Here is a 21,674-nt window from a genome sequence, read left to right as displayed (position 1 = left end):
TCTTGACGCTCCCCGCCGCTTGGGGCCAAACACGGCGCTAGCCGGGGCTTCCCGGCGCCGACCCTGCGTTCCATGACCTCATCTTCTGACGCGCCGCGATCCGATACGCAGCCCGTCTTCCTCCTCGATCCCGGCAAGCCAGTGCCAGCCGAACTGCGCGGCCGGGTGCTGGCGCTCGGCAATTTCGATGGCGTCCATCGCGGCCATGCCGAGCTCGCGCGCGTCGCCGGCGAGATGGCGGCCGGGCAGGGGACCACCGCCGCGGCGCTGACCTTCGAGCCGCATCCGCGCACCGTGTTTCGGCCGGAGCAGCCTGTCTTCCGGCTGACTCCGGAGCCGATCAAGGTCGCGCTGCTCGCCGGCCTCGGGCTTTCACCCAGCTTCATCATAGCCTTCGATCGCGCGATCGCCGGCATTCCGGCCGAGGCCTTCGTCGACGAGTTGCTGCTCGGCCAGCTCGGCGCTGCCGGTCTCGTCTGCGGCTACGACTTCCATTTCGGCAAGGGTCGCACCGGTTCGCCTGAGATGCTGCAAGCGCGGGCCGGCCATGTCGGCGTGCCCGTCGCCGTCGTGCCGCCCTTTGCCTTCCAGGGTGAGGCCGTTTCCTCGACCCTGGTGCGCGCCGCGCTCGAAGCCGGCGATGTCGGCCATGCTGCCGCGCTGCTCGGCCGGCCCTGGTTCGTGCGTGGCGAGGTTGCTCATGGCGACAAGCGTGGCCGCGATCTCGGCTACCCCACCGCCAACATGCATCTGGCCCGCGATTGCCGCCTGCGCTTCGGCATCTATGCGGTTCGGATGAAGATCGATGGTGCCTGGCACGATGGCGTCGCCAGCTTCGGCAGTCGCCCGACCTTCGATGATGGCGCGCCCCGGCTCGAAACCTTCGTCTTCGACTTTTCCGGCGATCTCTACGGCAAGACCGTCGATGTCGCCTTTGTCGCCTGGCTGCGCGGCGAGGCGAAATTCGACTCTCTTGAAGCACTGATCATCCAGATGGATGCCGACAGTGCCAGCGCGCGCGACATCCTGGCGAAGACGCCGGCCTTTCTTCCCTGACGAGGCTTTGCTAGAAGCCGCTGATGTCCGCTCCGCTCCTCGTTCCGCCCCAGCGAATTACCGGCCCGGCTGCCGCCCTGCGCTGATGCGCGGGCGTTTGCGCAGGCCGGGACGACGATCGCTTCCCCGTGACATTCCAGGATGGGCGCCGCCTCGAGCCTCGAAGGCCGCCATCCGCACCGAGCCGGATCATGACCGACAAGACCGCCGAGAAGCCTGAGACCACAGACTATTCGCAGACGCTGTTCCTGCCGCAGACGGAATTCCCGATGCGCGCCGGTCTGCCGCAGCGCGAACCCGAGCTGCTCGCCCGCTGGGCCAAGATGGACCTCTACCGCAAGCTGCGCGAAGCCGGCCAAGGCCGCGACCGCTTCGTGCTGCATGACGGCCCGCCCTATGCCAATGGCAACATCCATATCGGCCATGCCCTCAACAAGGTGCTGAAGGATCTGGTGACGCGCTCGCAGCAGATGCTCGGCTACGACTCGAACTACGTGCCGGGCTGGGACTGCCACGGCCTGCCGATCGAGTGGAAGATCGAGGAGCAGTACCGCGCCAAGGGCCTGAACAAGGACGATGTGCCGGTCGTCGAGTTCCGCAAGGAATGCCGGGTCTTCGCCGAGAAATGGGTCGATATCCAGCGCAACGAGTTCAAGCGCCTCGGTGTCGAGGGCGACTGGGACGATCCCTATCTGACCATGGCCTATGGCGCCGAGGCGCAGATCGCCCGCGAGATCATGAAGTTCGCCGAGAATGGCCAGCTCTATCGCGGTTCCAAACCGGTGATGTGGTCGGTGGTCGAGAAGACCGCTCTGGCCGAGGCCGAGGTCGAGTATGAGGAGCACACCAGCGACACGATCTTCGCGGCGTTTCCGGTACTCGGTTCCGGCCCACTCGCTGGCGCGGCGGTGCTGATCTGGACGACGACGCCCTGGACGATCCCGGGCAACCGCGCGATCTCGTTCCATAACAAGATCACCTACGGCCTCTACCGGATCACTGCCGCGCCGGAGGGCAACTGGGCCAAGGCCGGGGCGAGCTATGTGCTGGCCAAGAACCTCGCCGAGTCAGTGTTCAAGACCGCCAAGATCGAGGCCTACGAGCTGGTGCGCGACGTCGCTGCGAGCGATCTCGCCGGCCTCGCCAGCGCCCACCCGCTGCGCGGCCAGGGCTACGAATTCGACGTGCCCCTGCTCGACGGCGACCATGTCACCGACGATGCCGGCACCGGCTTCGTCCACACCGCGCCGGGCCATGGCCGCGAGGACTTCGACGTCTGGACGGCCAATGGCCGCATGCTGGCCGAGCGCGGTATCGAGACGCGCATCCCCTACACCGTCGATGCCGATGGCCGCTTCACCAAGGAAGCTCCGGGCTTCGAGGGCGCGCAGGTCATCACCGACAAGGGCGAGAAGGGCAACGCCAACGAGGTCGTGATCAAGGCGCTCGCCGCCACCGGCAACCTCGTCGCGCGCGGGCGCCTCAAGCACCAGTATCCGCATTCATGGCGCTCGAAGAAGCCGGTGATCTTCCGCAATACGCCGCAATGGTTCATCGCCATGGACAAGCCCTTTGGCGAGGCTGGCGCGCCCGATCTCGAGGCTCCGGCGCCGACCGCCGGCGGCAATGCCGACACGCTGCGCAATCGCGCGCTGAGCGCGATCAAGCAGACGCAGTGGGTCCCCGCCGCCGGCGAGAACCGCATCAACGGCATGATCGCCAACCGGCCGGACTGGGTGGTCTCGCGCCAGCGCGCCTGGGGCGTGCCGATCACGGTCTTCGTCGAGAAGGAAAGCAAGGAGATCCTCCTCGACCCGAAGGTCAACGCTGCGATCGCCGAGGCCTTCGAGCAGGAGGGCGCCGACGCCTGGTTCACTGACACCGATGGTGCCCGCTTCCTCAAGCCCCATGGCTATGATCCGGCGAAGTACGAGCGCGTCACCGACGTGCTCGACGTCTGGTTCGATTCGGGCTCGACCCATGCCTTCACGCTGGAAAAGCGCGCCGATCTCAAGACGCATCGCGTCGTCGATGGCGGCCGCGACAAGGTGATGTATCTCGAAGGCTCGGACCAGCATCGCGGCTGGTTCCATTCGAGCCTGCTCGAAAGCTGCGGCACGCGTGGCCGCGCGCCCTTCGACGTGGTGCTGACCCATGGCTTCTGCCTCGACGAGAAGGGCGAGAAGATGTCGAAGTCGAAGGGCAACGTCACCGCCCCACAGGACATCATCAAGGACAGCGGCGCCGACATTCTGCGCCTCTGGGTCGCGGCTGCCGACTATTCCGATGATCTGCGCATCGGCAAGGAGATCCTCAAGACCTTCGTCGAGACCTATCGCAAGCTGCGCAACACCATGCGCTGGATGCTCGGCACGCTCGCCCATTTCGACGAGGCGATCCGCATCTCCGAGCCGGCCTCGATGCCGGAATTGGAGCAGCTGATGCTGCACCGTCTCGCCGAGCTCGGCCCCCAGGTCGAGGAGGCCTACCGCACCTATGACTACAAGAAGGTTGTGACCCTGCTCTCGCAGTTCATGAACACCGAGCTCTCGGCCTTCTATTTCGACGTCCGCAAGGATGCGCTCTATTGCGACCCGCGCTCCAGCCATATCCGCAAGAGCGCGCTGACTGTCGTCGACCATCTCTTCCGCTGCCTGACGACCTGGCTCGCGCCGATCCTGGTCTTCACCGCGGAGGAGGCCTGGCTCGAACGCTATCCGGATGCCAAGGCCGGCGAAGCGTCCGTCCATATCGAGCTCTTCGCCAAGGTGGACGATGCTTGGCTCGCCCCCGAGCTGGCCGAGCGCTGGGCCAAGGTCCGCCGCGTGCGCCGCGTCGTCACCGGCGCGCTCGAACTGGAGCGCGCCGCCAAGCGCATAGGCTCCTCGCTCGAGGCTGCGCCGATCGTCCATATCGCCGATCCCGATCTGCGCGCGGCGCTGAGCGGCCTCGATCTCGCCGAGATCTGCATCACCTCCGGTGCGAAGATCGTGGACGGGGAGGGGCCGGCCGATGCCTTCCGCTTGCCGGACGTGCCCGGTGTCGCGGTCGTGCCGGCGCGGGCCTCGGGCATCAAATGCGCCCGCTCGTGGAAGTATTTCGATCCGGCCACGGCCGAACCCGGCTTCCCCGAGGTGACGCCGCGCGACGCCAAGGCGCTGCGCGAGCTCGGGCGCGCGGCATGAAGGCCGGGATGACGCCGGCGCGCCGCCTCGGCGTCTGGATCGTCGCGCTCACCTTCGTGCTCGATCAGGCGCTGAAGCTCTGGCTGCTCTTCGGCGCGCGCCTCGCCGAAGAGGGGCCGTTCCAGCTCGCCTCCTTCCTGGAGATCGTGCTCGCCTGGAACCGCGGCATCTCCTACGGCCTGTTCCAGCAATCGACCGATATCGGCCGCTGGGCGCTGGTCGTGCTCTCCATCGTCGCGGCGATCTGGCTCTGGCGCTGGATGTGGCGCACCGGCGACAAGCTCACCGTGGTGAGCCTGGCGCTCATCATCGGCGGTGCGCTCGGCAACGGGCTCGACCGCATCGTCTACGGCGCGGTGGTCGACTTCGTGCATTTTCACGTCGGCAGCTTCAGCTGGTACATCTTCAACATCGCCGACGCGGCGATCGTCTTCGGCGTGCTCGGCCTGCTCTACGAGTCGCTGCGGCCGGGCGCGGACCGTTCCAAGGCGGCCTGACAAAGCCGCTTGAGCCGGCTGGCCACAGCCATTTACGTTGATCCGGCAAAAGTGCTCCCGATTTTGCCGGATATGGGTTAAAAGGCCCGCCATGCTTTTGCCGCGCCGCTGCTCCATGACAGTGGCCGACATTCCTACGGAGAGGTGAGATGGCTTATCGGATCCGCGCTTCGCGCATGCTGCTCGCGGGCGGCCTGTTGCTGGCGACGACCCCTGCTTTCGCCCAGGAAGGCATGCTCTTCAAGAACCTGGTGAGCGGGCTCGGCCTGTTCGGCACCGACAAGGCGGACATCGAGTACAAGCAGCGCGCGCCGCTGGTCGTGCCGCCGGGCTCGACCCTGCCGAAGCCGCAGGAGGCTGGCGCCAGCCGCAGCGCTGCCTGGCCCGATGATCCGGACGTCGCCCGCCGCAGGGCCGAGCGCGACAGTTCCAACGTTCTGTTCTCGAACACCGAGGCCTATCGCGCCAATACCAAGCCGCTGTTGACGCAGGAAGAGCTGCGTCGCGGCCGCGTGACCGGCCGCACCAACGGGCCGGATGGCATCGTCGAAGATCATAACACCGGCAACAATCAGATCGCACCGATCCGCATCGGCCGCGAGATGGCGGCGCGCCAAGTCACGACCGATACCTCCAACCTCGAATATGGCAAGGAGCCCTCACGCCGCTATCTGCACGAGCCGCCCTCCGGCTATCGCCGCCCGGCCGGCACGGCAGCCCTTGGTCCGGGCGCCTCTGGGCCGCGCGAGGACAAGCAGGCGGTCGGCCAGCGCGAATTCCTCACCGGCCAGAAGGTCTACGAGTAGGCGCAAGCCATCGTTTCGCGCCGCGTTGGTTTTCCGGCGCAGCCGACCTATCTATGAACGAGCCTTTTCCCGGCTCGGGTCCTTGCGGGCCCGGGCCGGATTGCTATCAAGCCGCCATTCGCGCAGGAGCCTCATCCGATCATGACGGTCCATACCCCGCCCGGCCAGGTTCCGTCCGGCAACGCGGCCAGCCCGGTCGAATCCTTCCGCCTCGCCAACGGGCTCGAGATCGTCGTCGCCGCCGACCATCGCGCGCCTGTCGTCACTCACATGGTCTGGTACCGCAACGGCTCCGGTGACGATCCGGCCGGCAAGTCGGGCATCGCCCATTTCCTCGAGCACCTGATGTTCAAGGGCACGGCGAAATGGCCAGCGGGCGAGTTCTCCAAGATCGTCGCGGGCTATGGCGGCCAGGAGAACGCCTTCACCTCCTATGACTACACCGCCTATTTCCAGCGCGTGCCCAAGGAACATTTGCGCGCGATGATGGACTACGAGGCCGACAGGATGACCGGGCTCGCCTTCGACGAGAGCGTGGTCGCGCCCGAGCGCGATGTCGTGCTGGAAGAGCGGCGCATGCGCGTCGACGCCGATCCCGCCGCGCAGCTCGGCGAGGAGTTCTCCAGCGCACTCTATGTCCACCACCCCTATGGCACGCCGGTCATCGGCTGGGAGCACGAGATCGAGGAACTCTCCCGCGACGACGCCTTCGCCTATTACCAGCGCTTCTACACACCGGAGAACGCCATTCTGGTCGTGGCTGGCGACGTCGAGCCGGCACAGGTTCTGCGCTTAGCGCAGGAGACTTACGGGACGATCCCGGGCCGCGGCGATGCCCCGCGCCGCAAGCGCCCGGCTGAGCCCGAGCCGCGTGCCGCGCGCCGCGTCGTGCTCAACGACCCACGCGTGCAGCAGCCCTCGCTGCGCCGTGCCTGGCTGGCACCGACCTATGTTTCGCCGGAGCGCGACGAGGCCTTTGCGCTCGAGCTCGCGGCCGAGATCCTCGGTGGCGGCACGACCTCGCGGCTTTATCGCAAGCTTTGCGTCGAGCAGGAGCTTGCCGCCGGCGCTGGCGCCTATTTCATGGGCTCGATGGTCGATCGCTCGACCTTCCAGCTCTCGGTCAGCCCGCGCCCGGGTGTCGAGATGGTGGCGCTCGAAGCCGGACTCGACGTCGCGCTCGCGGCCTTCATCGCGGAAGGGCCAACTGAGCTCGAACTCACCCGTGCTCGCACCCGGTTGGTCGCCGAGACGGTCTTCGCTCGCGACAGCCAGTCCTCGCTCGCCCGCATTTTCGGGGCTTCGCTCGCCGTCGGCGAGACGGTCGAGGACGTGCTGCTTTGGCCGCAACGGATCGAGGCGGTAACGCGCGAACAGGTCACCGAGGCGGTCAGGCGCTATCTCAAGCCCGACCGCTCGGTCACCGGCCTGCTCCTGCCGGCTGCGGCCTGACGCTTCGACCAAGCCATTACGGGCAGCGCAGAGCTGCCATCGAGGATTGCTGATGACCGTTTCGCTCGCCCCCGCCATCGCCTCTCCCGGCCCCTCGCTCGCCGTTCAGCGCGTCACTGCTGCCTGCGGCGTCGAGGCCTGGCTGGTCGAGGAGCACAGCCTGCCGCTGCTCGCGCTCGACTTCGCCTTCGATGGTGGCGCCAATCGCGACCCGGCCGATGCTGCCGGCAGTGCCAATCTGGTCTCCGGCCTGCTCGACGAAGGTGCCGGCGATCTCGACGCCGAGGCCTTCCAGGGCCGTCTTGCCGATCACGCCATCAACCTCTCCTTCGACGCCAGGCGCGACGATTTCCACGGCCAGCTCCAGACCCTGTCGCAGCATCGCGAGGTCGCCTTCGAGCTGCTTGGCCTCGCGCTCAACGCGCCGCGCTTCGACGCCGACGCGGTGGCGCGCGTCAAGGCGCAGGTGATCGCCGGGCTGCAGCGCCAGGCGCAGAATCCCGATGTGATCTGCCGCAACGCGCTCTTCGCCGCGGCTTTCCCCGGCCACGCCTACGGCCGGCCCGAGCGCGGCGATGTCGCCAGCGTCGGCTCCTTGCAGCCGGCGGGGCTGAAGGCGTTGACGCGCGATTTGTTCACGCGCGGCGGGCTGAAGGTCGTCGCGGTCGGCGACATCACCGCGGCCGAGCTGGCCACGCGGCTCGACGCCCTGTTCGGCGTGCTGCCGGCCGGCGCGCCGCGCGCCCAGCCAGCCGCTCCGTTGCCGATCGGCGATCTCGGGCAGACGCATGTGCTCGATCTCGATGTGCCGCAGACCGTGCTGCGCTTCATCGGTCCCGGGGTGATGTGGAACGACCCGGACTTCATCGCCGCGACCGTGCTGAACCATATCCTCGGCGGCTCGGCCTTCACCTCGCGCCTGTTCATGGAAGTGCGCGAGAAGCGCGGCCTCGCCTATGGCGTCTCCTCCAGCCTGATGCCGTTGCGCCAGACCGGCTTCCTCGTCGGCGGCACTTCGACCCGCAATGACCGCGTCGCTGAATCCATGAGCGTGATCCGCGAGGAGATTGCCAAGCTCGTGACCGAAGGGCCGAGCGAGCATGAGGTCGAGGAGGCCAAGCGCTATCTGATCGGCTCCTATTCGCTGCGCTTCGACACCTCGCCGAAGATCGCCGGCGAACTGCTCGGCCTGGCGATCCGCGGCGAGCAGCCGGACTTCGTCGAGACGCGCAACCAGCGCTTCGCCGCGGTGACGCTGGCCGATGTCCGGCGCGTCGCCCAGCGCCTGTTCGGCGACGGCAAGCTGCTCGTCCAGGCCGTCGGCCGGCCGGTCGGGCTGGTCTGAGGCGGCCGTCGCCACCGCCATGACCGTCCGCTGTCTCGATCCCGTCCTGGTCGACCGCATCGCCGCCGGCGAGGTGATCGAGCGGCCGGCTGCGGCGGTGAAGGAGCTGGTCGAGAACGCGATCGATGCCGGTGCCACCAGCATTGCCGTCACCATCCGGGCCGGCGGGCGCGAGCTGATCCGCGTCGTCGACGACGGCTCCGGCATGAGCCCGGATGACCTTGCCCTCTGCGTCGAGCGCCACGCCACCTCGAAACTGCCCGATGGCGACCTCTTCGCCATTCGCTCGCTCGGTTTCCGTGGCGAGGCCTTGCCCTCGATCGGTTCGGTGGCGCGGCTCTCGATCACCACCCGCCAGCGCGAGGCGGCGCAGGGCTCTGCCCTCGTGGTCGAAGCCGGCACGAAGGGGGCGGTCAGACCGGCGGCCGCCGCATCCGGGACGCGCATCGAGGTCAGCGATCTCTTCATCTTCACGCCGGCCCGCCTCAAATTCCTGAAGAGCGACCGGGCCGAGGCGCAGGCCGTCTCCGACATGCTGCGGCGGCTCGCCATTGCCCATCCCGAAATCCGCTTCTCGCTCGAGGGCGAGCATGTCTCAGCCTTCGACTGGCCGGCCGAACCATTCAGCGAGGAGGGCCGTTTGCGCCGTCTCGGCCGCGCGCTCGGCCGCGATTTTCCAGAGAATGCGCTATCGGTCGAAACCGAGCGCGAGGGCGTCAGGCTCTCGGGCTTCGCCGGCCTGCCGACCTTCCATCGCGGCACCTCGGCCGGCGTCCACATGGCGGTGAATGGCCGCCCGGTGCGCGACAAGCTGCTGCTTTCGGCGGTGCGCGGCGCCTATGCCGACGTCGTGCCCTCGGACCGGCATCCCGTGCTCTATCTCGACGTGCTCTGCGATCCCGCCGTCGTCGACGTCAACGTCCACCCGGCCAAGAGCGAGGTCCGCTTCCGCGATCCGGCTTTGGTGCGCGGGCTCGTGGTTTCGAGTCTCAAGGCCGCGCTCGCCGGCGCCGGCCATCGCGCCACCACCACCGGCGGCGCCCGCACGCTCGATGCCTTCCGCGCGGTCTTTTCAGGCGGCGGCCTCGGTGGCGGCCCGCAGACGATCCAGCACCCGAACTTCGGCAGCGTGGCCGACTGGCGCATGCCCGAGCCGGGCGCGCAGCCGATGCAGGCCGGCTTTTCCGATCTCGCCATGCCCTCGGCCGATGCCCGCGCCCATCTCGCCGAGCCGGCCCAGGACGCGCTCGACCGGCCGCTGGGCGCTGCCCGCGCCCAGGTCCACGGCACCTACATCGTCGCCCAGACCCGCGACGGCATGGTCATCGTCGACCAGCATGCCGCCCATGAGCGCTTGGTCTATGAGCGCCTAAAGGCCGAGCGGGCCAAGGCTGGCATCGCCCGTCAGCCGCTGCTGCTGCCCGAGGTGGTCGAGCTCGATCCGGTCGATGCCGACCGGCTGAACGCAGCCGCTCCCGATCTTGCCTCGCTCGGCCTCGTCATCGAGAGCTTCGGCCCCGGCGCCGTGCTGGTGCGCGAGGCGCCGTCCGCCATCGCTGGCGGCAACCTGCAGGGCATCGTCCGCGACGTCGCCGATGCGCTCGCCGAGCATGGCGACGCCGGCTCGCTGGAGCGTCGGCTCGACCATGTGCTGGCGACCATGGCCTGCCACAACTCGGTCCGCGCCGGCCGCCGCCTGCGCCCCGAGGAGATGGACGCGCTGCTGCGCGAGATGGAAGCAACGCCGAATTCCGGCCAGTGCAATCACGGCCGGCCGACCTATGTCGAACTGAAGCTCAGCGATATCGAGAAGCTGTTCGGGCGGCGCTAGGGCGCCTGTCGGTCAGGTCCGCAGGAGCGGCATCTGCGTCCTGCGATGCTGAGGTCGATGGTCGGCAAGGCGTGCGCCGGCACCGGACCTGCCGAGAAGCAGGGCGAGACCCAACGGCAGGAGCCAGGCGGCCCACGCAGCAATCGCATAGCTCGCTTCGAACGGGAGCTGCAGCGCGACCGCAAACCAGACCGCCACCCGCAGCCAGATTGCGCCGGATGCGACTGCCGCCATCGCCATCATCAGGCGCGCATGCCGCTTCGCATGGCCGATCCTGATCGCGATCAGTGCCGCGACCAGCAAGCTTAGCCAGACGATACCCTGCACGAAGAAGCCGGCCTGCGCGACGAGACCGGCTTCGCTCGCCAGCGCCACGGGCAGGGCCGTCAATCCCCCGATCAAGACACAGAGCGCTGCGATGCGCCCCGCAGCCCGATGAACGCCACGCCGATGCCTCGTCGCCGCCGCGATCGCTATGAAGATCAGCGCCAGCCCCGATGCGATCATATGGAGCGGAAACGCCAATGGCAGCTTCTGGCGGACCAGCAGCAGGACGTCGGGCAGGGGCAGCAGATTGCTCCCGATCGCAATGGCGAACCCAGTCGTAGGAGCGACAAGGATGGCGATGATCAGTGCAGCGACAACGGCGCCCGGGCGCACGCGTCGGACCGTGCTGAGATTGCGCATCCATGCCTTCTCCCGTCGAGCCGGGACGCTGGGCGCGCTTTTTGTCGCCAGCGTGGCGCTGGGCCAGGCGCATGCCGCGGATGCGCCCGATCTGACCGGACGCTGGTCGGCGCAACGCCCTAGGCTGATCCTCGATATCGTCCGCTGCGGCGAAGGCTGGTGCGGCATCGAGGTGACCGAGGGCGCAAGATGCGGGCGTACCGCACTGCGTCTCGAAGCTGCCCGCGATGCCTCCGGCCCGATGCCGAGCTTCGCCGGCCGACTCGAAGTAATACCCGAGGCCCAGCCCTATGCGGTCAGCGTGACGCTCAAAGATCAGGGCAGCGCTGCCGTCCTGTGGATGCTCGGGCACACCGGCACAGCACTTCAGCCGCGACGCGTGTATCCGCTGAATGCGAACTTCGTCCGGCTCGGCGATCCCGCCTGCGTCGAACCGAAGCTATCCTGAGGCGTAGCTGGGAGCGTGACGATCCTTTGCTTCAGCCCGCCTTCAGAAACCGCACCTGCGTCTCACCATAATCCCGTCGGTCTAGCTCCTCGAAACCCTCCGGCAGCGCGATCTCAACGTCCGCAGCTTCCTCCAGCAGCACCAGCGCATCCTTCGCCAGCCAGCCGCCCTCGCGGGCCGAGGCGAGGGCCTTCTCGCCCAGTCCCTTGCGATAGGGTGGGTCGCAGAAGACGAGGTCGAAGGGCGCCATGCCGGTGATCGGGCCGAGCTTCGTCGCGTCGCGGCGGAAGATGCGGCTATAGCCCGCGAGCCCCAGCGCCATCTGGTTCTCGCGGATCAGCCCGCGCGCCTCGGCCCCGTCATCGACCAGCAGCGCGAAGGCGGCGCCCCGCGAGAGCGCCTCGAACGCCATCGCGCCGGTGCCGGCGAAGAGATCGAGCACCCGCGCACCGGCCGCCGCCTCGCCATGGCCATGCGCCAGCACGTTGAACAGCGATTCCCGCAGGCGATCCGAGGTCGGCCTGATCGCGCCGATCCCCGGTTTCGGGCTGACGAGTGGCCGGCCGCCGAAGCGCCCCCCGACGATGCGCATCGGTTAAGCCTTAGCCGCGGCGGTCACGCCCGCCACCTGAGCGCGGCGGGCCGGACCGTGGCGGACCGGAGCGCGGTGGGCGCTTGTCGCCGCCGGGGCGCGGGCCGCCGCGTCCGCCGGGCCGATCGCCGCCCGGGCGGTCACCTGCGGGCCTGTCGCGGAACGGACGCTCGGGCCGGGCCTCGCCAGCGCCGCCGCTGGGCGGACGCTTGCCGCGTGGCGGCTTGTCGGCCCAGTCGCCGGCGCCACGCCAAGGCGACTCGCCGCTGCGATCGTGCCCGAAGCTCTCCTCGCGTGGTGCCCGCTCCGGGCGTTCGCTGCGTGGCGCGCGCGCCGGGCGCTCCTCGCGTGGCTCGTCCTTCGGTTTGGCGCTGATGCGTTCGACCTTGACGCGCCGCCCCTTCGGATCGGCGATCGCCTTGTCGCGCATGCGCTTGACGGTGCCGGCCGCCTCGCGTGCCTGCCGCTCCTCTTTGGGATCGAGGCCGCGTCGCGGTGCCGCCTTGCGATCGCGCTGCGGCTCGGCTTCGGCATCGCGCCAGACGCCGCGCGTCCACGGCTTGTCGCCGCGCATCAGGCTCCCATCCTCGCCCCGTTCGTCCTGCTCGGCGCGAGGACGGCGGCGTGGCCGGTCGTCGCCGGCAGGTGCGGGCCTGCCGCGCGCGGGTCGTTCCGCCGCTGGGCCCTCGTCGCGCCGCGGCGAGTCGAAATCGACCCCTGCCTTGGCCATCAATTCGGTGCCGAGCTGGTCCTTGAGCACCTTGGAGCGCACCTCCTCGGCCTCGCCCTCGGGCAGGTCGCCGAGCTGGAACGGGCCGAAGGAGACCCGGATCAGGCGGTTCACCTGCAGGCCGAGATGCTCCAGCACCGTCTTGACCTCGCGGTTCTTGCCCTCGCGCAGGTCGACGGTGAGCCAGGTGTTCGAACCCTGCTCGCGCTCGAACTGGGCGATGACCGGTCCGTATTGGACGCCGTCGATGGTGACGCCGCCCCTCAGCGTATCGAGCTGGCCCTGGTTCACCTGCCCGAAGGCGCGGACGCGGTAGCGCCGCAGCCAGCCGGTCTCGGGGAGCTCCAGCATCCGCGCCAGCCCGCCATCATTGGTGAGCAGCAGCAGGCCTTCGGTGTTGATGTCGAGCCGGCCGACCGAGAGCACCCGCGGCAGATCCTCCGGCAGCGCGTCGAACACGGTCGGGCGCCCTTCCGGATCATGGTTGGTCGTCACCAGGCCGCGCGGCTTGTGGTAGAACCAGAGCCGCGTGCGCTCGCGTGCCGGCAACGCCTCGCCGTCGACCAGAACGACATCGTTCGGGCCGATATCGAGCGCCGGGCTCTCGATGATCTTGCCGTTCACACTGACGCGGCCTTCCGCGATGATCGCCTCGGAATCGCGGCGCGAGGCGACGCCGGCGCGCGCCATCACCTTGGCGATGCGCTCGGGCTCCTGCGGCGCGGCCGGAACCGAGACCGCCTCGGCGATCTCGGCGGCGTTGCGATGCGCCCGATCGGGGCGGGTGCGGGTCGGATTGCTGCCGCGCGGCGCGTCGAAGCGCTTGGCGCCGAAGCTGCGGCCTTCACCGCCTCTGGCGCCGCCGAAGCTCTTGCCCGCCGGCCTGTCGCCGCGGGGACGCTCGCCCTCACGCGGCGGCCGGCTCGGACGCTGCTCGTCATTGCTGCGCTGGCGGAAGGGACGCTCGCCGCCTTCGCGCGGCGGGCGTGACGGCGCGCTATCGCGGGACGGGCGCCCGAAGCCACCGGGCCTGTCGCCGCCGGGTCTGTCGCCACGTGGCCGCTCACCATCGCGGGGCGGCCGGCTGGCATGGCGCTCGTCGCCGCCGCGGAATGGCCGCTCGCCTCCCTCGCGCGGTGGGCGTGACGGTGCGCCGTCGCGGGAAGGACGCCCGAACCCGCCGGGCCTGTCGCCGCCAGTCCTGTCACGACTTGGCCGTTCGCCGTCGCGCGGGGGATGGCTGGTACGGCGTTCGTCACCGCCGCGGTCGCGGAATGGCCGCTCGCTTCCCTCGCGCGGCGGGCGCGACGGTGCGCCATCGCGGGAAGGGCGCCCGAACCCACCGGGCCGGTCGCCGCGTGGCCGCTCGCCACCTTCGCGTGGCGGGCGCTCGCCGCTCGGGCGCTCGCGGAACGGCTTCTTCTCGAAGCGCGGCGCCGCCGGGCGCTCGCCCTCGCTGCGGCGACGCTCGGCCCCTTCAGCGGGTGCGCGCCGGGGCCGGTCCTCGCCATCGCGCGAGCGGGAGGGCGGCTTGCCGGAGCCGCCGCGCGCGGGCGGCCTGCCACCAGGCCCGCCACGTCCGGGACCGCCATCGCGTCCGCCGCCACGGCCGCCGGTTCCGCCGCCCTTGCGCGGGCCTCGGCTTTTCTGGTTGTTGTCGTCGCTCATGGTGGCTCCTGAAGCCGGATCATCACGGACCGGGTTGCGAAGCGATCCGGGACGGCAGCGGCTTTTGAATCTGGTATTAGCCGGCGCTTGTAGCAGGCGCTTTCGTGCGCTGCGACGGCAAAGATGAAGGTTTTATGGGATCGATCGACGCAAGCAAGGCCGAAGTGATGCCGATGGCGCTGGCGCTGGGCGAGGCGCGCGCCGCGGCGGAGCGTGGCGAGGTGCCGGTCGGCGCCGTGGTCGTTCGCGACGGACAGGTGCTGGCGAGCGCCGGCAACCGCACGCTCGAGCTGAAGGACCCGACGGCCCATGCCGAGACATTGGCGATCCGGCTGGCCTGCGAAGCGATCCAATCGGAACGGCTGATCGACTGCGATCTCTATGTTACGCTCGAGCCTTGCCCGATGTGCGCGGCGGCGATCTCCTTCGCCCGGATCAGGCGGCTCTATTTCGGGGCGCCCGACCCGAAGGGCGGGGCTGTCGAGAACGGCGTCAGGCTCTATCGCAGCCCGAGCTGCCACCACGCGCCGGAGGTCTATGGCGGCCTGAGCGAGCGCGAGGCGGCGGAGCTGCTGCGCGATTTCTTCCGGGAGCGGCGCTGATGGCTGGCGCCATTCGCGCGGCGCAACCGGCTGATGCAGAAGCCATTGCGGCGCTCAACCGCGCAGCTTTCGGTGGCGAGGACGAGGTCGGCATCGTCGAGCGCCTGCGCCGGGATGGCCTTACCGCCGTCGAGCTCGTCGCCGAGCGGGACAATGCGATTGTCGGCCATATCCTGTTGAGCTGGCTGCCGACCACAATGGACGGCCGCACGGTGAAGGCCTTGGCGCTGGCGCCGATGGCCGTTCAGCCGGGATCTCAGAAGCAGGGCATCGGCGGCCGGCTGATCGTGGCGGCGCTCCATGAGGCGAAGGCGGCCGGAGCCGAGGCCGTGATCGTGCTCGGCCATCCCGACTATTACCCGCGCTTCGGCTTCTCGGCGGCGCTGGCGCGGAATCTCGCCTCTCCTTTCACCAGCGAGGCCTTCATGGCGCTGGAACTGGTGCCGGGAGCCCTGGCCGGCGAGCGGGGATCGGTCAGCTATCCGGCCGCGTTCGGGCTGTAGCCGTCCGTTTCAAAGCCGCTTCGCCGATCGGAAGTCGACTTCGTCAGCGCATCGAGGGCCACGGTGGCACAGCCTAAAGCGCGGCGGCAGAGCTGGTGTGCGAATTCTTCCAGGGACCGGCTTAGCACTTGGGTTTTAGGTAATTATCTTGATTTCGACGTATATGCTGGTTCTGACTGAAATATAAATTAGGTATATATGTTCTATCGAAGGCCTAGTTCGATGGGCCTACCCCTGATGGGGTAAGGAAGCGCAGAGTTGATCGGTTTTGGCGTTGCTGGCGTATATCGCCATGTTTTGGCCTTGTATCGTTTGTAGGTCGCCGATGCACTGCTCAGCCAGACCAAGGAATGGTGGCTTGAGCCTTCCATTCCCCAAAATCGGTTCATCTCCATTATGCGTAAAGTTGCGTTGGCTGCGCTGTTCGCGGCCTGTTGGCCTCTGTCCTCCTCCCTTGCCGCGGATACCGCGCTCGCGAAGATCTCGTTTCAGCCGCAGGTGAAAGGGCTCGGCTGCCTCAAGCCGGAGACCCTTGGCATGATCAAGGAACTCACCGCCAAGATAGGCCCGATCCAGATCACCTCGACCTGTGGCGGTCGCCATGCCCGCAACTCCCAGCATTATCGCGGCAACGCCATCGATTTCCGCCCGCTCGCCACCTCGCCCAGGAACGCTGCGGCCGCCGCCAAGGCGATCGAGAGCGTCGGCGGCGTCGGCTCCTATTCGAACGGCCTCGTCCATGTCGATGTCGGCGATCGCGAAATCGCCTGGTACGGCAAGAAGCGCAGCCGCCGCCTGGCCTATGCGGGGCGTGGGCGCTAGCTCAGAGCCAGGCCCGGGCGACCAGATAGCCGCCCAGCGCGAGTAGGCCTGCGAAGAAGCAGAGCTTGAAGGTCGCCGCCGAGATGCGTTGGCGGATCGCCTGGCCGAACCACATGCCGGCCAGCGCCGGCAGCAGCGCCAGCAGCGAGGCGCCGGCGACCTTCATATCGAGCGCGCCGGCACCGACCAGTCCGAAGGATAGCGCGATCGTCGAGACGATGAAGGAGAGGCCGAGCGCCTGCACCAGCTCGTCCTTGTCGAAGCCGAGCGCCTGCAGATAGGGCACCGCCGGCAGCACGAAGACGCCGGTCGCGGCGGTGGCGGCGCCGGTGATGATCCCGACCAGCGGGCCGAGCCAGATCTCGGCCTTCTCGGGCACCCGCAGCTTGGCGGCCTTCAGGCCGACCAGCGCATAGAGCACCAGCGCGATGCCGAGCCAGAGCGTGGCCGAACCGTCCTTGGCCTTTTCCAGGAGCCCGGCGCCGGCCCAGGTGCCGACGCAGGTCCCGGCCAGCATCGGCCAGAGCCTGATGGCGATGGCCTTCAGCTTCGGCCCGGTGATCTGCCAGCTATTGGTGACGAGGTTGGGGATGACCAGCAGCGCGGCGGCCTGGGCCGGCGCCATCACCACGCCGAGCACGCCGACGGCGATCGTCGGCAGGCCGAGCCCGATCACGCCCTTGACGAAGCCGGCGAGCACGAAGGTCGCGGCGATGAAGGTAAGGAGCGTCGTCTGGTCCATGATCCTGCGGCCCTGTCGGTCGATTGCGTCGGGTCGCTTGTCGCAGTCCTGCCCGTTCCTGTCGCGAGTGGATACTACGGTCCCGGCCGTAGCGTCCTTGCTTGCCTCAGCGGGCGCGGACGTCATCATGGCAGCCACAATGGAGGGCGTTGAGCCATGGCCATGCACGGACCTTATCTCGCCGAGATCGCCCATCTGATGGGCGATCCGGCCCGCGCCAACATGCTGCACGCGTTGATGGATGGGCGCGCGCTCACGGCGAAGGAGCTCGCCTTCCTCGCCGGCGTCGCGCCGCAGACGGCGAGCGGCCATCTCGCCAAGCTGATGCAGGGCGGTCTGCTCGGCGTCGCCGTGCAGGGCCGCCATCGCTATTACCGGCTGGCCGGGCCGGAGGTTGCCGCCGCGCTCGAAGGGCTGATGGTGCTCTCCGGCGGCCAGGCGAACGGGCGGCGCTTGCCGTCGCGCGTTGGAGCGGACCTCGCCCGGGCGCGTACCTGCTACGATCATTTCGCTGGCCGCTTGGGCATCGCGATCCATGATGCGCTCGTTGCTGGCGGGCATCTCTCCGTCGCCGATGGCGGCTATGGGCTGACCCGTTCTGGTGTCGGGCTGTTCGCCGGACTCGGGGTCGATCCTGCCACCGCGAGCAGAGGCAAGCGCGCGGCGCTGCGTCCCTGTCTCGACTGGAGCGAGCGCCGCCCGCATCTCGCCGGCTCGCTGGCGGCGGCGCTGGCCTGCCGCTGTTTCGAAACAGGCTGGGTGACGCGGATCAGGGACAGTCGCGCCGTCATCCTGACGGAGGAGGGGCGCGCGGCGCTGGAGGCTGGCCTGCCGGGCTTCCGCTGCGACGAACCTGACGCTGTTACGCCGCCCGTTCGAGCGCCTCTGACAGCCTCCGCTTGACCTCTTCCTTGGCCGGCTGCGCAGCGTCGAAGATCGCCTGCCAGCGGAAGAAGTCTAGTCCGCCGAAGCCCTCGCCGCCGGCGCGGATCAGGATACCCGGCGGCTGGCGCTCGATCATGCGCTGGACCAGCGCCCGCGTCAGGATCTGCGAGACGCCGACCATCGCCTCGAGAGGCTCCGGCACGCGGCTGTCGCTGACGGTCGCCGGCGCGCTGGTGTCGACCGCGAGCACGAGCCGTCCCGGGGCGAGCAGGCGATCATAGGGCAGGGGGTTGATGGCGCCGCCATCGATCAGCACCCGCCCGCCGATCGTCACCGGCCGGATCAGGCCCGGGATCGCCAGCGAGGCGGCGACAGCCGGCGTCAGCGGGCCGCTGCCGATGATGACCTCGTCATGCAGGTGGTAGTCGGTCGCGACGCAGAGGAAGGGGATGCCCAGTTCCTCGAATCGGTCCGGCACGACTTGCGGCCAGAACAGGTCGAGCAGGCGCTCGCCATCGATCAGCACCGGATTGCCGAGCCCGCCGCGCCAGAGATCGGCGATCTTGCCGACACGCGCTTCGAGCAAACGGGCGATCACCCGGGCGCGGTCGCGGAAGCTGACCTCGACATGGGCGCGCAAATCGCGACCGGAGAGGCCGGCGGCATAGGCCGCGCCGACGATCGCGCCCATCGACGAGCCGGCGATCAGCGCCGGCTTCAGCCCGAGCTCGTCGAGCGCCTCGAGCACCGGGATGTGGCTGAGGCCGCGCGCGCCGCCCGAGCCGAGCACGAGGACGAGCTCGGGTCCGGATGGGCCGGGCAGGCGGGCGAGGGGGCTGGAGACGCTGGTCATGACCGGATGTTGCGGCGCGGAAGCCGCTCAGGCAACCGGTCTGGCGAGGAAAGGTTTCACCGCCGCGAGCGTGTCCTGCGGATTCTCCTCCGGCAGGAAATGACCGCTGGCAATCGCCTGACCTTCCGCCTGCGGCGCGAAGGTTTCGTGCCAGATTTCGAGCGGGCTTGCGCCCTTGGCCGGTATGCCGGCCTCGCCCCAGAGCACGAGGACCGGGCAGAGGATCTTTTTCCCCGCTCCGAGATCGGCCTTGTCATGGTCGAGATCGGTCGTCGCGCCGGCACGATAATCCTCGCAGGCGGCATGGATGCGCGACGGGTCGTTGAAGGAGTCGGCATAGGCGGCCAGCGCCAGCGGGTGGAAGGCCTTCAGCTCCTTCGCCCGCGTCCAACTCGCGATCGTATGATCGAGCCAGCCGGCGGGGTCGGCCTGGATCAGCTTTTCCGGGACCGGCTCGGGCTGGGCCAGGAAGGTCCAGTGATAGACCTGCATGGCGCGCGCCGCGTTCATGCCTTCCCACATCGACACAGTCGGCAGGATGTCGAGCAGGACGAGCCGCTCGACCCGGCCGGGATGATCGAGCGCGAGGCGATAGGCAACGCGGGCGCCGCGGTCATGGCCGATCACCGCGAAGCGGTTGAAGCCGAGCGCACTCATCGCGGCGACGATATCCTCGCCCATGCCGCGTTTGCTGTAGAGCGCCTTGCCGCCGTCGCCATGCGGAGCGGCCGACCAGCCATAGCCGCGCAGATCCGGGCAGACGACCGTATGCGTCTTGGCGAGCTCGCCCGCCATCTCATGCCATTCAGCATGGGTCTGCGGGAAGCCGTGGATCAGCACGAGCGGCGGTCCCTCGCCGCCGACACGGGCGAAGATCTTGCCGACCGGTCCGTCGATCCAATGCGGTTTGAAGCCGGGGAAGAGGCTGTCGATGTTGGTCATGGGCGTGCTCCCATCGCGGCCGCTGAAACGATGTCAGTCCGGCCGAAGTCGTCGCCCTTGTAGAGCAGGGGAGCGTTCAAGGATTTGGCAAGAGCGTAGGAGAAGCAGTCGCCGAGATTGAGCCTGGCGGGGTGGCGACCTTTGCCGAAGCGGGCGAAGGCCTCGGCGGCGAGAACGGCTTGTTTCTGATCCAAAGGCACGGTCTCGATGCCAAGATCGTCGAACAACCTCAGATGCAGGGCAACTGGAGCATCGGCGTTGCGATTCGTCGAGACCATGAAGCTTTCGACGAAAGTGACCATGGAACAGAAATTGGCGCCGCTATTGTTGAGGACGCCAAGCATCTCGGCCCGCTCGGGCTCGCTGCGGATAATGGCAATGATGGCAGAACTATCGACGACAACCGGCAAGGTTGTCACGAGGGAAGGCCGTTCTCATCGTAGCCAATGATCTCGTCATCCGTCAGATGCTCATTGATCTTCGGATAGGAGCGGATTTCAGCGAGCGTCCGCTCCAGCTTCGCCATGTCGATCCGGCCTTTGCGCGGCGGCAATTCAGCGAGCTCCCGCTCGGCCGCTGTCTTGACTGCGTCCGTGATTGTTCTGCCGGTGCGCATCGCCAGTTCGCGGACGATGCGATCGGTTTCCGGGTCCTTGATCAGGATGGCCATGGCATCCTCGCGTATATATCGATTACCGCGCGATATATACGTCACATTGCCCGCTTTGTCAGCCTTCGCGCTCGCGCTTCACCGCCTGCCAGCCGATATCGCGCCGGCAGAAGCCGCCCGGCCAGTCGATCAGGTCGACGGCCTTGTAGGCCTTGGCCTGCGCTTCAGAGACAGTCTTCCCGAGCGCGACGATGTTGAGCACGCGCCCGCCATTGGCGACGAGGTCGTCGCCTTTCGCCTGCGTACCGGCATGGAAGACCAGAACGTCCTTTTCGGCGGCGGCCTTCTCGATGCCCTTGATGACGCTGCCTTTCTCGGGCGTGGCGGGGTAACCGTTCGCAGCCATCACCACCGTCAGCGCCGCCTGGTCCGACCAGCGCAGATCGACGGCGTTCAGCACGCCGTCGCGCGCGGCGAGCAGCGCCGGCACGATGTCGCTCTTCAGGCGCGGCATCAGCACCTCGCATTCGGGATCGCCGAAGCGGACATTGTATTCGATCAGCTTCGGGCCATCAGCCGTGATCATCAGTCCGGCGAAGAGCACGCCCTTGAACGGCGTGCCACGCTTGGCCATGCCGGCGAGCGTCGGCGCGATGATCTCGGCCATGACACGCTCTTCCAGCGCCTTGGTCATCACCGGCGCCGGCGAGTAGGCGCCCATGCCACCGGTGTTCGGGCCGGTATCGCCGTCACCCACGCGCTTATGGTCCTGGGCCGAGGCGAGCGCGAGCGCATGGGCGCCGTCGCAGAGCGCGAAGAAGCTCGCTTCCTCGCCGATCATCCATTCCTCGATCACGACCTCGGCGCCGGCCGCGCCGAGCCCGCCGGAGAACATCATCGCCAGCGCGTCGTCCGCCTGCTCGACCGTCTCGGCCATGACCACGCCCTTGCCCGCGGCGAGTCCGTCGGCCTTGATCACCAGCGGCGCACCGGTCTTCGCGACATAAGCCCGGGCCGCGGCCTCGTCGGTGAAGCGGGCGAAGGCTGCGGTCGGGATATCGAACTCGGCGCAGAGTTCCTTGGTGAAGGCCTTCGAGCCTTCGAGCTGCGCCGCCGCCTTGGACGGGCCGAAGGTCTTGATCCCGGCGGCTTCGAGATCGTCGGCAATGCCGTCGACCAGCGGGCCCTCCGGCCCGACCACGACGAGGCCGACGCTCATCAGCTTGCAGAAATCGGCGACGGCGCGGTGATCTGCGATGTCGAGCACGACATTCGTGCCGCATTCCGCGGTGCCGGGATTGCCGGGCGCGATGAAGAGCCTGTCGCAAAGCGGCGACGCCGAGATCGCCCAGGCCAGGGCGTGCTCACGCCCGCCGGACCCGATCAGAAGAATGTTCATCGCACCTCTCCGCTTGCTC

The 21,674-nt window shown here is 68.5% G+C and carries 21 protein-coding genes; 12 read left to right on the top strand and 9 right to left on the bottom strand.

The features are described 5' to 3' along the window. The first annotated feature begins 72 nt into the window (after positions 1-72). The 7 genes from ACSQ3M_RS08145 (at position 73) to mutL (ending at position 10,172) form a co-directional block, all read left to right on the top strand. The gene (locus ACSQ3M_RS08145; RefSeq protein WP_436149563.1) at positions 73-1,056 is read left to right on the top strand and encodes a bifunctional riboflavin kinase/FAD synthetase; all 984 of its coding nucleotides are present in this window, start codon (positions 73-75) and stop codon (positions 1,054-1,056) included. Positions 1,057-1,247: 191 nt separating this feature from the next. Continuing rightward, positions 1,248-4,241, top strand: coding sequence for an isoleucine--tRNA ligase (gene ileS / locus ACSQ3M_RS08140; RefSeq protein ID WP_436149562.1), 2,994 nt, complete (start codon positions 1,248-1,250; stop codon positions 4,239-4,241). Positions 4,242-4,249: 8 nt separating this feature from the next. Further along, entirely contained in the window at positions 4,250-4,738 is a 489-nt protein-coding gene (gene lspA, locus ACSQ3M_RS08135) for a signal peptidase II (protein ID WP_436150286.1), read from the top strand. 149 nt (positions 4,739-4,887) lie between these two features. Then, complete coding sequence (locus tag ACSQ3M_RS08130; RefSeq protein WP_436149561.1) at positions 4,888-5,544, top strand: hypothetical protein; 657 nt, start codon at positions 4,888-4,890, stop codon at positions 5,542-5,544. Positions 5,545-5,685: 141 nt separating this feature from the next. Further along, the gene (locus ACSQ3M_RS08125; RefSeq protein ID WP_436149560.1) at positions 5,686-6,996 is read left to right on the top strand and encodes a M16 family metallopeptidase; all 1,311 of its coding nucleotides are present in this window, start codon (positions 5,686-5,688) and stop codon (positions 6,994-6,996) included. A gap of 52 nt (positions 6,997-7,048) precedes the next feature. Then, a complete protein-coding gene (locus ACSQ3M_RS08120; protein WP_436149559.1) occupies positions 7,049-8,341 on the top strand; it encodes a M16 family metallopeptidase in 1,293 nt (430 codons plus the stop codon). A gap of 19 nt (positions 8,342-8,360) precedes the next feature. Then, positions 8,361-10,172 (top strand): DNA mismatch repair endonuclease MutL, encoded by a 1,812-nt coding sequence (gene mutL, locus ACSQ3M_RS08115; protein ID WP_436149558.1) that lies wholly within the window; start codon positions 8,361-8,363, stop codon positions 10,170-10,172. 12 nt (positions 10,173-10,184) lie between these two features. Here mutL and ACSQ3M_RS08110 read toward each other — a convergent pair whose 3' ends face one another. Next, the gene (locus ACSQ3M_RS08110) at positions 10,185-10,859 is read right to left on the bottom strand and encodes a DUF2306 domain-containing protein (protein WP_436149557.1); all 675 of its coding nucleotides are present in this window, start codon (positions 10,857-10,859) and stop codon (positions 10,185-10,187) included. Between ACSQ3M_RS08110 and ACSQ3M_RS08105 the strand changes: the two genes are divergently transcribed. Continuing rightward, positions 10,852-11,307, top strand: coding sequence for a hypothetical protein (locus tag ACSQ3M_RS08105; protein ID WP_436149556.1), 456 nt, complete (start codon positions 10,852-10,854; stop codon positions 11,305-11,307). The genes ACSQ3M_RS08110 and ACSQ3M_RS08105 overlap by 8 nt on opposite strands. A gap of 31 nt (positions 11,308-11,338) precedes the next feature. Here the strand turns inward: ACSQ3M_RS08105 and rsmD are convergent, their stop codons facing one another. Together rsmD and ACSQ3M_RS08095 are read right to left on the bottom strand one after the other, a co-directional pair. After that, positions 11,339-11,899, bottom strand: a complete 561-nt coding sequence (gene rsmD / locus ACSQ3M_RS08100) for a 16S rRNA (guanine(966)-N(2))-methyltransferase RsmD (RefSeq protein ID WP_436149555.1) — start codon at positions 11,897-11,899, stop codon at positions 11,339-11,341. A gap of 10 nt (positions 11,900-11,909) precedes the next feature. Further along, on the bottom strand, positions 11,910-14,297 hold the full coding sequence (locus ACSQ3M_RS08095; RefSeq protein WP_436149554.1) for a pseudouridine synthase: 2,388 nt from the start codon (positions 14,295-14,297) through the stop codon (positions 11,910-11,912). A gap of 173 nt (positions 14,298-14,470) precedes the next feature. Here ACSQ3M_RS08095 and ACSQ3M_RS08090 point away from each other — a divergent pair, with 173 nt between their 5' ends. The 3 genes from ACSQ3M_RS08090 to ACSQ3M_RS08080 all read left to right on the top strand — a co-directional run bounded on the left by ACSQ3M_RS08090 (position 14,471) and on the right by ACSQ3M_RS08080 (position 16,224). Continuing rightward, positions 14,471-14,899: a nucleoside deaminase gene (locus ACSQ3M_RS08090; RefSeq protein ID WP_436150285.1), complete on the top strand. Its 429-nt coding sequence runs from the start codon at positions 14,471-14,473 to the stop codon at positions 14,897-14,899. Beyond that, positions 14,899-15,402: a GNAT family N-acetyltransferase gene (locus ACSQ3M_RS08085; protein WP_436149553.1), complete on the top strand. Its 504-nt coding sequence runs from the start codon at positions 14,899-14,901 to the stop codon at positions 15,400-15,402. The genes ACSQ3M_RS08090 and ACSQ3M_RS08085 overlap by 1 nt, the downstream gene beginning before the upstream one ends. Positions 15,403-15,939: 537 nt before the next feature. Then, positions 15,940-16,224 (top strand): DUF882 domain-containing protein, encoded by a 285-nt coding sequence (locus ACSQ3M_RS08080; RefSeq protein ID WP_164547524.1) that lies wholly within the window; start codon positions 15,940-15,942, stop codon positions 16,222-16,224. A 1-nt stretch (position 16,225) separates the two neighbouring features. Here ACSQ3M_RS08080 and ACSQ3M_RS08075 read toward each other — a convergent pair whose 3' ends face one another. After that, positions 16,226-16,966 carry a sulfite exporter TauE/SafE family protein gene (locus ACSQ3M_RS08075; protein WP_436149552.1) on the bottom strand — a complete coding sequence of 247 codons (741 nt, stop codon included), beginning with the start codon at positions 16,964-16,966 and terminating at the stop codon, positions 16,226-16,228. A 156-nt stretch (positions 16,967-17,122) separates the two neighbouring features. On the opposite strand from ACSQ3M_RS08075, the gene ACSQ3M_RS08070 reads away from it, so the two are divergent. Next, complete coding sequence (locus ACSQ3M_RS08070; protein WP_436149551.1) at positions 17,123-17,869, top strand: ArsR/SmtB family transcription factor; 747 nt, start codon at positions 17,123-17,125, stop codon at positions 17,867-17,869. On the opposite strand, the gene ACSQ3M_RS08065 is transcribed toward ACSQ3M_RS08070, so the two are convergent. From ACSQ3M_RS08065 to purD, 5 genes are read right to left on the bottom strand one after another with little or no spacing between them, the layout of a single operon-like run. Next, positions 17,829-18,704 (bottom strand): patatin-like phospholipase family protein, encoded by an 876-nt coding sequence (locus ACSQ3M_RS08065; protein WP_436149550.1) that lies wholly within the window; start codon positions 18,702-18,704, stop codon positions 17,829-17,831. The two genes, ACSQ3M_RS08070 and ACSQ3M_RS08065, sit on opposite strands and share 41 nt — an antisense overlap. A gap of 27 nt (positions 18,705-18,731) precedes the next feature. Then, a complete protein-coding gene (locus ACSQ3M_RS08060) occupies positions 18,732-19,646 on the bottom strand; it encodes an alpha/beta fold hydrolase (RefSeq protein ID WP_436149549.1) in 915 nt (304 codons plus the stop codon). Beyond that, positions 19,643-20,065 (bottom strand): type II toxin-antitoxin system VapC family toxin, encoded by a 423-nt coding sequence (locus tag ACSQ3M_RS08055; RefSeq protein ID WP_436149548.1) that lies wholly within the window; start codon positions 20,063-20,065, stop codon positions 19,643-19,645. The genes ACSQ3M_RS08060 and ACSQ3M_RS08055 overlap by 4 nt, the downstream gene beginning before the upstream one ends. Continuing rightward, positions 20,062-20,316 carry a type II toxin-antitoxin system VapB family antitoxin gene (locus ACSQ3M_RS08050; RefSeq protein WP_436149547.1) on the bottom strand — a complete coding sequence of 85 codons (255 nt, stop codon included), beginning with the start codon at positions 20,314-20,316 and terminating at the stop codon, positions 20,062-20,064. Before ACSQ3M_RS08050 ends, ACSQ3M_RS08055 begins: the two co-directional genes overlap by 4 nt. A gap of 58 nt (positions 20,317-20,374) precedes the next feature. Next, positions 20,375-21,655 carry a phosphoribosylamine--glycine ligase gene (gene purD / locus ACSQ3M_RS08045; protein ID WP_436149546.1) on the bottom strand — a complete coding sequence of 427 codons (1,281 nt, stop codon included), beginning with the start codon at positions 21,653-21,655 and terminating at the stop codon, positions 20,375-20,377. Positions 21,656-21,674: the final 19 nt, after the last annotated feature.

This window comes from Allobosea sp. LjRoot90 (genome assembly GCF_964254315.1).
Lineage (GTDB): Bacteria > Pseudomonadota > Alphaproteobacteria > Rhizobiales > Beijerinckiaceae > Allobosea.
Note: the sequence above shows the minus strand (reverse complement) of the source record. Positions and strands in the feature narration are given on the sequence as shown.